Origin of the sequence: Thermoanaerobacter kivui (genome assembly GCF_000763575.1) — a bacterium.
In the GTDB taxonomy this organism is placed as follows: Bacteria; Bacillota; Thermoanaerobacteria; order Thermoanaerobacterales; family Thermoanaerobacteraceae; genus Thermoanaerobacter; species Thermoanaerobacter kivui.
Map to the genome: position 1 here is coordinate 1,928,859 of NZ_CP009170.1, position 13,642 is coordinate 1,942,500.

Here is a 13,642-nt window from a genome sequence, read left to right on the forward strand (position 1 = left end):
TTGAAGATATGATTTTTAAAATATCTTACCTCTTATAAACTCAAAGGCTTCAGATGCCGAACCAATATGAATAAGCTCTCCATCAGTCATAACCGCAAATCTATCCCCTATTAACTCTGCCTCATGAACATCGTGTGTAACATACAACACCGGTATATTCCTGCTTTTTAGCACCTCATAAAACTTGGGCAAAAGCTTTTCTTTGCTCGCAACATCAATTTCACTAAAAGGCTCGTCCAAAAGCATAACCGAAGGCTCAGATACCAAAGCTCGCGCTAACGAGGCCCTACTTTTATATCCACCACTGAGTTGTCGTGGCTTGAAGTGCAAATAGTCTTTTAAGCCCAACATTTCAATCATTCTTTCAGCTGTTTTTTCACAGCCCCGCCCATTTTTCAATGGATACATGATATTATCTTTTACTGTCAGATGATCAAAAAGGGCTGTGCGCTGCGGCACATATCCTACCTCTCTGTGTTCGGGCGGCAGCATGGTTACATCTTGGCCGTTAATAATTATTTGCCCTTTATCAGGTTTTATTATACCAGCTATGATTCTAAGCAATGTAGATTTACCACTTCCATTCAATCCTATTATTACCTTAATCTCAGAAGCTATCTTGAGTGTTACATCTTTTAACACTTTTCGTTCTTTAAAACTTTTGATTATACTAATAATTTCAAGCATCTTTAATGCTCCTTTTATTTATTAAGTTTAACAATCCAACGATAATCAAAGACATTACGACACAAAAAGCGCTAGCTGTCACAGCCATATCAAGTTCGCCCTCCTCAATTTTAGTAAATACATAAGAAGCTAAAACTTGAGTAACACCTGGAATATTTCCACCAAACATAATTACAGCAGCAAACTCACTTAAAGAACGAGCAAAGGTAAGTACTAGTCCTGAAAATATAGCCTCTTTCAAAAGAGGAAGGATAATTCGCAAGTAAACTTTGAAGGGTGTATCCCCTAAGGTGCGCGCTACGTCTACTATTTCTGGTTCTATTTGATCTACTCCACTTGTTATTGCTCTTGCAGCTAATGGATATGATACAAAAAACATAGCTAATACAACCGAAATCATCATGAAAGCAAGACCAGTATTGCTGATAAATCCCAAAACATTGCGTCCAAATGCCAAAAGCAGAGCAGCTCCGGCTACTGTATGGGGCACAGCAACAGGCAAATCATTCATAAGATTGGCAAGGCGATATATAAAAGAATTCTTAGAAAAAAGATGGTAATATCCAAATCCCAAAGCCAAAAAAAGTGCTAAAATTGAAGCAAAAAAGGCAGCTACAAAAGTGTTCTTAACGCTTTTCCAGAATAGCCAATCGTGAAATGTTTTAACTATTCCATTTATGCTAACATGTCCTAACAAAGTAGCTACGGGATAAACTATCAAAATAAAGAACATGGGTAGAAATATTACCTCAATAATATTCCTCCTCATTTTTTAGCAACCTTCCATCCATATTTAGTAAATTTCTCTATATTTTTGTTAACAAAATTTAAGAATTCTTGAGCAAGTTTTTCATTACCACCTTTGATAATAGCAGCGCCATATACAATTTCTCCTGTATATTCTTTTGGTATTATTTGTACATATTCCAAACCAAAAGCCTTAGCTACACTTGAGTAAACAAAACCGGCATCAAGCTCATCATTTTTAACCATCATCGCAACCTGATTAACAGTTACAGGTCGAGCTTTAAGATTTCCCGACAAAATTAATTTTTCCCACAATTTCATTTTTTTAAGTGCTGTTTCGGTATAAACACCGATAGGAGCTTTAGGATCAGCCACTCCCACTGCTACATTCGGTTTTAACAAATCATCCACCTTTTGGACCTTGCTCTTGCCTTTTTCTGAAACTACAAGCACTACAACATCTTCCAAGAATTTCTGAGAAGTTTTTAGCATACCATCATTTTTTAGTTTATCAACATAAAGCCAATCAGCAGGAAAATAAATATCACAAGGCTGTCCACTTTTTATCTGAGAGTAAAGTTCACCGGAAGCTCCATAATTTGGTATTACTTTGGCTCCTGTTTTCTTTTCAAAGCTGAAAATAACTTCATCCATAGGTTTTTTAAGTGATGCCGCTGCATAAAGATAAAGTTTTTGTCCTGTGTAATTTGCTCTTTCGATTTTTGAAGTCTCGTTTGAAGTCTTGCCAGCATTAACGCATCCACTGATAAGGAACATTAACATTGTAAAAATCGTCAACAACCAAATTTTCCTTTTCATTTAAGAAACCTCCTTATCACAATATTTTATTAAGCTTTGTAAAACTCTAAACTTTTCATAATTTAGGGATTCCTAATATATATTTTTTAAAAGAATTCCTCCGTTTTTGTCGAACTTTTATATATGTCAAACACAAAAACGGTCGGAATCCTATGAAAAACAAAGCTAAACAATTATCCCTTTTCGACATTTATGACCATGTTCAATCCTTTCTTAAAGAAGACAAATCTAAGTTTATCAAACTCTTCGAGTTTTTCGTCGACTTGTCTGAAATTATTTTACTCACCTCCAATCCAACCTCATATGCGTATCTTGTCCATAAAACCAAAAGTTCGCCACTGGCTTCCTTCAAATCCCACCCTACAATAGACACTTTTGTCTTTGTCTGATTTTTCACTACCTGCCCATAGCGGCCTTTCAGCCTTTTAAATTAGTCCCTTCCAGAGGCACAAAAAAAATGCCTTCCGGAGAAGGCACTACATCGTTTTCACAAAGCAAGGATGCAACTTCTCTACCGCATTCTTGCTTTGCATAAGTACGAATGCATTACCTCTCCTTTCCAACACGGGAGGCATTGACGTTTCCATCAATACCCTATCGGCCTTTATCTCATAGGGCTCTTCGCCACTTAGACATAAAGGCTCGGAGAGTTATTGTATTGTCAATCTTCTTTATTGATAATTTTATGTCAATTAATTGGCTTTGTCAAGTAATTTTAGATACATGTAAAAAAGTAAGATTTTGTAAAAAAAAACAAATATAAAGCTTAAATAGAAATTTAAAATTCCAAATTGAGTATCTCATCTTTAACAGACTTACATTTTTCGATGAGAATGTTGCATTCTTTTAAGGTATTCTCAATGATTTCTTTATCTTCTATATATGATAGATTTGCTTTGACAATTATGACTGCACTTTGCAGGGCTGCATAGAGCAAAATGGCACCAACAACAGCATCTGCCCGAGCATTTGGATTTCCGTATTTTGTAATAATTAAAATCGGTAAAAAGCCTTGGTCACAAAGTCTCGCAATTTTCATTGGAACATTTATTGCATCGATGTAAGCCTTTTTTATCGCTTCTTGCCTCAATTTCCCCTGCCTTTCATCTTCTTTTGCTATCTTCATAGCTTTTAATACGTTCATATATGCTTGAACATCTTCATCTATTAACTTTACATATTCCTCAAATAATTCATTGCTAATTTTAAGCCATTTTCCCATTTCTTCTTTTATACTGATGTCATATTCATTATAAAAATCTTTACTCATTGTGAGATTGTAAACCATGATTGATAGAGCCATACCGAGCCCTGCTACCAATGCCGAAACACTCCCACATCCAGGAAGTGGCGAACCTGATTTCACTTTTGCAAGATATTCTTTTACCTTATCATCCACCAACATAATATTTGCTCCTTTTCACGATAATCATTTTTTGTTCTCTAATATTCCATAAAAACATCTCCTTTTTTTAATATTTAAATAAATGGATTTTAGAACAGTCCAGTAATTCTGTCAGTTTCATCTACATCTATATTCTCAGCAGCTGGCTTCTTTGGCAATCCTGGCATGGTCATAATTTCACCAGTTAATACTACAACAAAACCTGCTCCTTAAGAAATCTTTACATTCCTTACTGTTATCTTGAAATTGGTAGGTCTGCCTAACAAAGATGGATTGTCGCTCAATGAATACTGAGTTTTTGCCATACAGATTGGAAGCTTGCCATATCCTAAGTTTTCAAGATTCTCAATTTCCTTGTTTGCCGCTGGTGTGTAGTCAACACCATCAGCTCCATATATCTCTCTCGCAATTGTCTCAATCTTCTCTTTTAGGCTCATCTCCAAAGGATAAAGTGGAGCATACTCATTCTTTCCTTCCTCAATCAATCTTAGAACCTCTTTTGCAAGCTCAATTCCACCTTCTCCACCTTTTGCCCAAACCTCAGAAAGAACAACGTTTTTATAGATATTACTAAGATATTGTTAATATACTAGAATTTTTTGCTTTTTTATTTTTCATTCTAATCCGCAAAATTGCTTTTTTTGGAAAATTGATTTATTCATCAAAATTTTTATCTTATATTTTGATTTTAAAGAACCCTATTTAGTCGTTAATTTTCGAAACTGTTTATTATACCCTCAGCATTATAGGAGCTGCGGACAAGTGGAGCTGAGGCTACATACTTAAATCCCAATTCATAACCAACCTTTCTGTACTTTTCAAACTGTTCAGGTGCAACATATTCCTTAACTTCTAAGTGCTGCCTCGAAGGACTTAGGTATTGACCGATTGTTATAATATCACAGTTAATTTTCCTCAAATCTTTCATTACATCTATTACTTCTTCTTCGCTCTCTCCCAAACCAACAATAATACCTGATTTTGTATAAATAGATGGATCCAATTCCTTAACTCTCTTAAGAAGATATAAAGACCTCTCATAATTTGCCATTGGTCTTACTTCAGGATAAAGACGCGGTACCGTTTCTACATTATGATTAATTATTTCTGGTTTTGCCATTACGACAGTTTGTATTGACTCATCTTTGCCTTGAAAATCAGAAACCAAAACTTCTACGGTAACACCCGGTATCTTTTTCAGTTCAGAGATTGTTTTAGCAAAATGTTCTGCCCCTCCGTCTTCCAAATCATCCCTTGTTACACATGTTACAACTACATGACGAAGGTTTAATCTCCTCGCCGCTTCAGCCACCCTTTTAGGTTCCTCTTCATCTAAAGGAAGTGGCTTACCTTTTTCTACAGCACAGAATCGACAGTTTCTTGTACATATATTCCCCATTATCATAAAAGTAGCTGTGCCTTTACCAAAACACTCCGCAATATTTGGACAATGAGCACTTTGACAAACGGTGTGAAGCCTATGGTCACCTAAAAATTTTGACATCTTCTCTATTGTCTCTCTTTGAGGATTATTTACTCTAACATCCAACCATTCAGGTTTCTTCAATTTTGCCCACTCCATTCTAAAAATTCACTTTTTGTCATTTCTCTTAAATCTGCATCAAATATCTCTTCAAATTTTTCTATCAACCTCTCTTCAACTTCTCTTAAATCCACATCTACACCTAATTTTTTTAAAGAAGTGACACCATATTCTTTAATTCCACATGGGGTAATTTTTGAAAAATAAGACAGGTCAGTACTAACATTAAAAGCAATTCCATGCCACGTAACCCATCTTTTTAAAGCAACTCCCAATGCACAAATCTTCTCATCTTTTACCCAAACACCAGGATATTTTTCCTTTCGTGATCCTTCTATACCATAATCCTTCAAAAGTCTTATAATGCACTCTTCCAAAGAATAAACAAACTTATGAACATTTTTACTCCACTTATTAAGGTTTATAATAGGATATGCCACTATCTGCCCCGGTCCATGAAAGGTAATATTACCTCCCCTTTCCACTTCATAAACCTCGGCAATTTTCTTTAATTCTTCAAGTGAGACCAATATGTTTTCAAAACCACCGGCCTTCCCGATAGTATAGACTGGAGGATGTTGAAGTGTAATCAAAACCATTTCAGTTTTGCTATTCTTTACTAAATCTAAAGCTTTTAATTGTATTTCTTTTGCTTCTTGATAGGGAATAAGACCAAGTCTTAGTAAAATTCCATCCATTATCATCACCACAAAAATAATATTGATAGTTTCAATCGTAAATATTATATCATATTATTTCAAAATGAGTAATAAAATTAATTCCTTTGGCAAATAGTTATTTATAATTAAATAAAATCCTTAGATTAAGAAGTTAATACTTGTTCTAATGAATCTCTGATAGCTTTTACTTCTTCAACAGTCTTTGGACTAATATCAAAGGGTGAAACTCCCTCTAAATCAGCTTTTATAATATCCTGATTATAAGACATATAGCCAAGAAGCTTATCATCAATGTTCGATTTAATAAATTCAATATCTTGTTCATTTCTAACTTTGTTTAAAACCACAAATATATTTTTAATCTTCAGATCAGATGCAAGTTCTTTTATCTTATGATAGGTTTGAAGACTTCTTGCACCAGGTTCCACAACAACAATAAGAGCATCAACAGCTTCTGCGGTTCCTCTTCCTAAATGTTCTATTCCAGCTTCCATATCCATAATAACCACTTCATCTCGGAATATAAGAAGATGCTTCATGAGACTTCTAATCAAAGCATGTTCAGGACAAACACAGCCACTTCCGCCTTTTTCCACAGTTCCCATTATTAAAAGTTTTACTCCTTTGTGTTCCTTTGCATATCTATCAGGGATATCATCAACCCGGGGATTTAACTTGAACATTTGCCCAAAAACACCAGGCTTTGCGTTGGTCCTTTCTGCCACAAGTTGTTTTAACTCTGCTATTGGAGTAATCCCTGCAGCTTCTTGAGGTGAAAAACCTATAGCCAAAGCTAAATTCGCATCAGGATCAGCATCAATAGCCAAAACCTTTTTACCTTCTGATGCATAAAGCCTTGCTAAAACCCCTGCAAGAGTAGTTTTTCCAACTCCTCCCTTTCCAGTTATTGCTATTTTCATGTTTTATGCTCCCCTTTTTCTATATCCTTTTTCACAAAAATCGCGATATTAAAACAGGGCACTTAAGTGCCCTGTTTTAATATGTTGTTAAACACCCAAAGCCTTTCTCTTGGTTTCAATATGATCCATAATTAGCTGGGCAGCTTTATGTGGATCAGTTTCTACAGCAAATTTTCCACCGTAAATCTTTTCTACATCTTCTGTAAGAAGTTTTGTTACATTCTTAGAGCCCAGTACAGGTGGGCACACACCAAGAATAGTATATACGCCAGATGCCACAAAGTAAGTTCCAATGGAAACCGCTTTTTCAGACATCCACTCTGGTGCAGCACCTGCAACAGGAAGATCACTTATATCAGTTTTAAGATATTTTGCAAGTTCATTCAACAATATTAAAATTCGGCTACAGTCAACACAAGAACCCATATGAAGCACCGGTGGAATCTTCAAAAGCTCACATACCTTTTTAAGTCCAGGACCACAAAGTTCCTTTGCCTCAAGAGTCAAAAGTCCTTCCGCTCCACAAGCATAAGCTGCACATCCTGTTAAAACAACAAGAACATCATTTTTAATGAGCTCTTTTGCCAATTCTACATGATAATAATTATGCTTTGTTTTAGGATTGTTACAACCAACAAGACCAGCTGCACCTTTTATATCGCCTGCAACTATAGCATCAACAAGTGGCTTTACACTTCCACCCAGTGCATTTAAGATGGTTTCAACACTGAAGCCTACAACTGCTTTGCTCTTTTCTTCAGGGATATTCACTTTTTCTGGTATCCTGTTCTTGTAATTTTCAATTCCTACCATAATTATCTTCTTTGCAATCTCATAAGCATGTTCTTCATCAAACTCAATATGAATAGCACCTGGTACCTTTGCTTTTGGAGATGTTGTTATAAGCTTTGTATGATAGCAGGAAGCAACATAGCTAAGCGATGGCATAATACACTGCACATCCACGATCATAGCATCGACTGCACCTGTTACTATTGCAGCTTCCTGTTGTAAAAAGTTACCTACCATTTTTGTACCATGTCTCATAACAACTTCATTACCTGTGCAGCACATTCCTACAAGATTAATGCCTTTTGCCCCAACTTCTTTAGCTTTTTCAAGTAGTTCTTTATCTTGAGATGCCTGTACAATCATATCTGAGAGAGTAGGCTCATGTCCATGCACAACTATATTGACCATATCCTTTTCAAGAACACCCAAATTAACCTCTGTCTCTATAGGCTTTGGCACACCAAAGAGCACATCGCTTATATCAGTTGCTATCATTGAGCCACCCCAACCATCTCCAAGAGCAGCTCTTACACCTTGCTGTATTAAGTTTATATAATCAGCATCAACACCCATATGAGTTTGATGCATTATCTGAACAATCTCTCTATCTATGGAACGAGGCCAAACATTGTTCTCTTTCCATATCTTTTGTCTTTGTTCAACAGCTCTTTTAGGATATGCCACTAAACCTTTGTATCTACCAAAATCTTCTAATGCTTTCTCTGCTACCTTTTTCGCAATTTCTTTTATATCTTTACCCTCTGTTTTAACGCCAAAATATTTAGCTATCTCCTTTAATTTTTCGGGTTCTTTAACATCATAGTCTGAACCTTCTGCTGCCATATGAAGAGTGTGAGCAATATCCCTTCCGTGATCAGAGTGAGCAGCAGCACCTGCAGCAATCATTCTAATAAGATTCCTTGCAACTATTACATCAGCATCAGCACCACATATACCTTTTTTCGGTCCGTCACCTACAAGGTCAATTCTACAAGGTCCCATATTACAAATACGGCAACATACACCTGTTTCACCAAAACCACACTGAGGTCTCATTTTTTCAGCTCTATCCCAAGCTGTCTCCACATTATCCTTTTTTGCTTTTTCCAACATTTTTGCAGTTGCAATGTCAATAGTTCTCTTCTCTTCCATTTTATCTCCCTCCTTAATTCTATTTCATTAAATTAAGCCTCTTTATATGTTAAAGCACCAGTGGGACAATACATAACACACGCAGGAACATCCGAAACATCTTTACAAAGATCACATTTTATACACTTTGCAGTAACTCTAATTGCATGGAATGGGCACGCTTCTTCGCAAGCCCCACACCCTGTGCACTTATCCCAATCAAGAAGTACCATCCCTCTTTTGTCTTGATAAAGTGCACCTTCAGGACATGCCTCAATACATTTTGCCTTCTTGCAATGCTTACACTGTTCTGCGGCAACAACATTTTTCTTTTCATTGAAGATAATGTGAATTCTTGGCATAACATTCTCTTCAATAGCTGAAATCAGATTCTTACCTGAAGAATGGACAGTGGCACATCCAAGTTCACAGTTATGACAGGTCATACAACGCTCTTTCTCAAAACTTATCTTTTTCATCCTTCTATTCCCCCTCCTTTCACCGTTACATTGTAGGTTTTTGCAGAATCCCCAAATCCTCATAAATCAAAGGGTTCTGCTATATATTTTCAAAGGAATTCCCCCGCTTTTGTCGAAATTTTATATATTACATAGAAATACAAAATCCACAAAACGGAGGAAATCCTCTGAAAAACAAAGCTAAACAATTATTTTTTTCCGATATTTATGACCATGTTTAATCCTTTTTTGAAGAAGACAAACCTTTATCAAACTCTTCGAGTCTTTCGTCGATTTGTCTGAAATCATTCCGCCTTCTTTCTACGACCATTATACTCCCACACCCATCGCCATAGGGATTTTAGCCTTGAATCTATGCTCTTTCTCTTTATAATTTAAGAAAACCTTTACACCTCTACTATTCAACTCTTCCCTCTCTCATAGGTTTTTATACTTCCCTTCATAACGATTATAGAGCCCTGCCACTATCCCTCTCATTCTAAAAAGTGGTCTAAGCTTTACAAAAAGCGTACAGTTATTGAGAAAACTATTGCTATTTTAAAAGAGCCCGTGTCTGTAAATAATTTTAAGCTTAGAAATACCAACTCAATCAAAGCTGATGTTTTGCTTGCATGTATAACACAGCACATTGGGTTAATTATTACAGCAAAGCTTGGAGCTCTTGAACATCCTTTATCTTTAAAGCAACTTTTAGCTTAGCAGCTTACTTTTCGCTTTAACATGCTTGACACTTTTTTACAATCAAGCAGGTGTGTTAAGTTTTACCTTTCTGCTTTTGTCTCTTTTTACCATCTAATTTACTGTATGTATAGACTCATATAAACACATAGTTTGTTATTTAGTTTCTAATAATGGTGTTTTTTTACTTTTATATTTGCTTCATTTTGCAATCAACTAAACTTTTCTGTAATTTGATTATATAACAATGTTATTTTATTGTCAATGTGATATTTGTATAAGACAGTGTAAAATTTCTGTAGGAAAGTGACGTTAAAATCCTTTAATGAGAAGTTTATTTAAACTGCTTCCTACAAAAACTTTATACCATCATCGTTAAAATATAACTATTCATAATCTTTTTTATCCTTGGAGCTGCAACGTCTTGGACACTCAGATGTAAAAATCATCCTCAATACATATCCGCATGTACTTCCCGAAAGGCAAAGAGAAGCAGCAGAAAAATTAAATAAGTTATTTATAAACGGTAAAAATTAGATGTTGTCATTTGGTTGTCATTACAGGTGAAACAAAAAAATCAAGGTTTCTACAACCCTTGATTTTTAAGCATTTTATGGAGCTGGCAGTGGGATTCGAACCCACGACCTGTTGATTACGAATCAACTGCTCTGCCCCTGAGCTACGCCAGCACCTGAATAAAATCTATATAAAAAATTATGGTGCCTCGAAGTGGAATCGAACCACTGACACAGGGATTTTCAGTCCCTTGCTCTACCTACTGAGCTATCGAGGCATAACGTAATGGCGACCCAAAAGGGACTTGAACCCTCGACCTCCAGCGTGACAGGCTGGCGCTCTAACCAACTGAGCTATTGGGCCGCAAAATTATTAAAATTTTAATTTTTTATTTAAAATGGTGGGCCTTCAGGGATTTGAACCCCGGACCAATCGGTTATGAGCCGACCGCTCTGCCAGCTGAGCTAAAGGCCCGCATTTGGTGACCCCGACGGGATTCGAACCCATGTTGCCGCCGTGAAAGGGCGGTGTCTTAACCACTTGACCACGGGGCCATGTTAATGGCTCCTCAGGTAGGACTCGAACCTACAGCCTACCGGTTAACAGCCGGTTGCTCCACCATTGAGCTACTGAGGAATATTTTTAATTCCGGCAGCGACCTACTCTCCCGCGAAAGCAGTACCATCGGCGCTGGAGGGCTTAACTAGCACCCCAGTCGGTCTTGCGACCGTCTGGGGGCCCCTTGTGGACCGTGTTCGGAATGGGAACGGGTGTTTCCCCTCCGCTATCGCCACCGGAAATCTAGACCCTCAAAACTGCACAAAGCCAAAGGTCAAGTCCTCGACTGATTAGTACCGGTCAGCTAAGAGTGTTTCCACTCTTACACCCCCGGCCTATCTACCTCGTGGTCTTCGAGGTGTCTTACCCCTTACGGGTGGGAAACCTTATCTTGAGGCGGGCTTCACGCTTAGATGCTTTCAGCGTTTATCCCCTCCGAACTTGGCTACCCAGCTGTGCACCTGGCGGTGCAACTGGTACACCATCGGTTCGTCCACCCCGGTCCTCTCGTACTAGGGGCAGTGCCTCTCAAGTTTCCTTCGCCCGCGACGGATAGGGACCGAACTGTCTCACGACGTTCTGAACCCAGCTCGCGTACCGCTTTAATGGGCGAACAGCCCAACCCTTGGGACCTACTTCAGCCCCAGGATGCGATGAGCCGACATCGAGGTGCCAAACCTCCCCGTCGATGTGGACTCTTGGGGGAGATCAGCCTGTTATCCCCGGGGTAGCTTTTATCCGTTGAGCGACGGCGTTCCCACTCACTGCCGCCGGATCACTAAGCCCGACTTTCGTCCCTGCTCGAGATGTCTCTCTCGCAGTCAGGCTACCTTCTGCCTTTGCACTCTCTCGCGCGATTCCCGTCCGCGCTGAGGTAACCTTTGGGCGCCTCCGTTACTCTTTAGGAGGCGACCGCCCCAGTCAAACTGCCCACCTGCCAGTGTCCCTACACCGGTTTACGGTGCTAGGTTAGAATTTCGGTAATCTCAGGGTGGTATCCCAACGCCGACTCCAGTGATGCTGGCGCACCACCTTCCCTGTCTCCCACCTATCCTGTACAGAAATTACCAAAATCCAGTGGCAAGCTGCAGTAAAGCTCCACGGGGTCTTTCTGTCCAATCGCGGGTAACTCGCATCTTCACGAGTACTACAATTTCACCGGGCCCCTCATCAAGACAGCGCCCAAGTCGTTACGCCTTTCGTGCGGGTCGGAACTTACCCGACAAGGAATTTCGCTACCTTAGGACCGTTATAGTTACGGCCGCCGTTCACTGGGGCTTCGGTTCAGTGCTTTCACACTTCCCCTTAACCTTCCAGCACCGGGCAGGCGTCAGCTCCTATACTTCGTCTTTCGACTTAGCAGAAACCTGTGTTTTTGGTAAACAGTCGCTTGGGCCTCTTCTCTGCGGCCTTTCGGCACTCCTTCTCCCGAAGTTACGGAGTCTTTTTGCCGAGTTCCTTAATGAGGGTTCTCCCGCTCGTCTGTGGATTCTCTCCTCGCCTACCTGTGTCGGTTTGCAGTACGGGCACCTCAGACCTCGATAGCGGCTTTTCTTGGCAGCTGCTTCGGTGGCTTCGCTTATCAAGCTCCCCTTCTCAGACCCCTGCCAGTACGCGGATTTGCCTACGTACCCTTCGGTGTCTGATTGGACGTGCTCTACCAACCGCACGCTCCACCTATCTCGCTGCGTCCCCGCTTCTCTTAACGGCCCTCGGTGGTACCGGATTCTCTACCGGTTCCCCATCGCCTACGCTTTAAGCCTCGGCTTAGGCCCCGACTTACCCTGGGCGGATTACCCTTCCCCAGGAAACCTTAGGCTTCCGACGGTAAGGTTTCTCACCTTACTCGCGTTACTCATGCCGGCATTCTCTCTACTGTACCGTCCAGCCTCGCTTTCGCTTGACCTTCTCCCGGTACAGTACGCTCCCCTACCCCACCGCTTCCGCGGTAGCCCCAGCTTCGGTGGCATGTTTTAGCCCCGTTCATTTTCGGCGCAGGACCTCTCGACCAGTGAGCTGTTACGCACTCTTTAAATGTATGGCTGCTTCTAAGCCAACATCCTGGTTGTCTTCGAAGTCCCACTTCCTTTCCCACTTAACATGCCCTTTGGGACCTTAGCTGGAGGTCTGGGCTGTTCCCCTCTCGACTACGGATCTTATCACTCGTAGTCTGACTCCCAGGTATTAGCCTATGGCATTCGGAGTTTGATAGGGTTCGGTAACCTCCTTGGCCCCTAGCCCATTCAGTGCTCTACCTCCATAGGCCTTACCCTAAGGCTAGCCCTAAAGCTATTTCGGGGAGAACCAGCTATCTCCGTGCTCGATTGGCATTTCACCTCTACCCACAGTTCATCCCATGGCTTTTCAACGCCAACGTGGTTCGGGCCTCCACCAGATCTTACTCCGGCTTCACCCTGACCATGGGTAGGTCGCACGGTTTCGGGTCTATGGCATGCAACTTACGCCCTTTTCGGACTCGCTTTCGCTTCGGCTCCGCTTCCGCTTAACCTCGCTGCATGCCCATAACTCGCCGGCCCGTTCTACAAAAAGTACGCCATCATCCGGCACTCAACTTAGTGCTTACTCTTCTCTTAACTACTTCTACCTCTTTCTATCCCTCTTACTCTATTCACCCAGTAAACACTAGGTTGAGTGCCGGACTCTGACTGCTTGTGGGCATATGGTTT

11 protein-coding genes, 6 tRNA genes, 2 rRNA genes, 1 pseudogene and 1 riboswitch (1 of these 21 running past the window's edge) are annotated in these 13,642 nt (G+C 40.0%); of the genes and pseudogenes, 1 reads left to right on the plus strand and 19 read right to left on the minus strand.

Annotated elements, in window-relative coordinates; all coding sequences use genetic code 11:
• Positions 1-15: 15 nt before the first annotated feature.
• The 11 genes and pseudogenes from TKV_RS09750 to TKV_RS09800 all read right to left on the minus strand — a co-directional run bounded on the left by TKV_RS09750 (position 16) and on the right by TKV_RS09800 (position 9,203).
• Entirely contained in the window at positions 16-687 is a 672-nt protein-coding gene (locus tag TKV_RS09750; RefSeq protein ID WP_049685777.1) for an ABC transporter ATP-binding protein, read from the minus strand.
• On the minus strand, positions 680-1,456 hold the full coding sequence (locus TKV_RS09755) for an ABC transporter permease (RefSeq protein ID WP_049685778.1): 777 nt from the start codon (positions 1,454-1,456) through the stop codon (positions 680-682). The genes TKV_RS09750 and TKV_RS09755 overlap by 8 nt, the downstream gene beginning before the upstream one ends.
• A complete protein-coding gene (gene modA, locus TKV_RS09760) occupies positions 1,453-2,253 on the minus strand; it encodes a molybdate ABC transporter substrate-binding protein (protein WP_049685779.1) in 801 nt (266 codons plus the stop codon). The genes TKV_RS09755 and modA overlap by 4 nt, the downstream gene beginning before the upstream one ends.
• Before the next feature lie 202 nt (positions 2,254-2,455).
• A complete protein-coding gene (locus TKV_RS13030) occupies positions 2,456-2,650 on the minus strand; it encodes a hypothetical protein (protein ID WP_049685780.1) in 195 nt (64 codons plus the stop codon).
• Positions 2,651-2,789: 139 nt separating this feature from the next.
• A riboswitch (molybdenum cofactor riboswitch) is annotated at positions 2,790-2,913 on the minus strand.
• Between the two features lie 118 nt (positions 2,914-3,031).
• Positions 3,032-3,658 (minus strand): cyclodeaminase/cyclohydrolase family protein, encoded by a 627-nt coding sequence (locus TKV_RS09770; RefSeq protein WP_049685781.1) that lies wholly within the window; start codon positions 3,656-3,658, stop codon positions 3,032-3,034.
• 89 nt (positions 3,659-3,747) lie between these two features.
• A pseudogene (locus tag TKV_RS12515) lies at positions 3,748-4,215 on the minus strand (formate--tetrahydrofolate ligase); the annotation flags it as partial.
• A 152-nt stretch (positions 4,216-4,367) separates the two neighbouring features.
• Complete coding sequence (lipA, locus tag TKV_RS09780; RefSeq protein ID WP_049685783.1) at positions 4,368-5,225, minus strand: lipoyl synthase; 858 nt, start codon at positions 5,223-5,225, stop codon at positions 4,368-4,370.
• Positions 5,222-5,902, minus strand: a complete 681-nt coding sequence (gene lipB, locus TKV_RS09785; protein ID WP_148307285.1) for a lipoyl(octanoyl) transferase LipB — start codon at positions 5,900-5,902, stop codon at positions 5,222-5,224. Before lipB ends, lipA begins: the two co-directional genes overlap by 4 nt.
• A gap of 122 nt (positions 5,903-6,024) precedes the next feature.
• Entirely contained in the window at positions 6,025-6,801 is a 777-nt protein-coding gene (locus TKV_RS09790; RefSeq protein ID WP_049685785.1) for an ATP-binding protein, read from the minus strand.
• Positions 6,802-6,888: 87 nt separating this feature from the next.
• A complete protein-coding gene (cooS, locus tag TKV_RS09795) occupies positions 6,889-8,745 on the minus strand; it encodes an anaerobic carbon-monoxide dehydrogenase catalytic subunit (protein ID WP_049685786.1) in 1,857 nt (618 codons plus the stop codon).
• A gap of 32 nt (positions 8,746-8,777) precedes the next feature.
• Entirely contained in the window at positions 8,778-9,203 is a 426-nt protein-coding gene (locus TKV_RS09800; protein ID WP_049685787.1) for a 4Fe-4S binding protein, read from the minus strand.
• A gap of 534 nt (positions 9,204-9,737) precedes the next feature.
• Here TKV_RS09800 and TKV_RS12525 point away from each other — a divergent pair.
• Positions 9,738-9,902, plus strand: coding sequence for a hypothetical protein (locus TKV_RS12525; protein WP_236617478.1), 165 nt, complete (start codon positions 9,738-9,740; stop codon positions 9,900-9,902).
• 593 nt (positions 9,903-10,495) lie between these two features.
• Here the strand turns inward: TKV_RS12525 and TKV_RS09805 are convergent.
• The 8 genes from TKV_RS09805 to TKV_RS09840 form a co-directional block, all read right to left on the minus strand.
• Positions 10,496-10,570, minus strand: a tRNA-Thr gene (locus tag TKV_RS09805).
• Positions 10,571-10,598: 28 nt separating this feature from the next.
• Positions 10,599-10,674: transfer RNA gene (locus tag TKV_RS09810), tRNA-Phe, on the minus strand.
• A 9-nt stretch (positions 10,675-10,683) separates the two neighbouring features.
• Positions 10,684-10,760 (minus strand) — tRNA-Asp (locus tag TKV_RS09815).
• 35 nt (positions 10,761-10,795) lie between these two features.
• Positions 10,796-10,871, minus strand: a tRNA-Ile gene (locus TKV_RS09820).
• Positions 10,872-10,876: 5 nt separating this feature from the next.
• A tRNA-Glu gene (locus TKV_RS09825) sits at positions 10,877-10,951 on the minus strand.
• 7 nt (positions 10,952-10,958) lie between these two features.
• Positions 10,959-11,033 (minus strand) — tRNA-Asn (locus tag TKV_RS09830).
• A 10-nt stretch (positions 11,034-11,043) separates the two neighbouring features.
• A 5S ribosomal RNA gene (gene rrf, locus TKV_RS09835) occupies positions 11,044-11,195 on the minus strand.
• 30 nt (positions 11,196-11,225) lie between these two features.
• Positions 11,226-13,642 (minus strand): 23S ribosomal RNA (locus tag TKV_RS09840) (it continues 597 nt past the right edge of the window).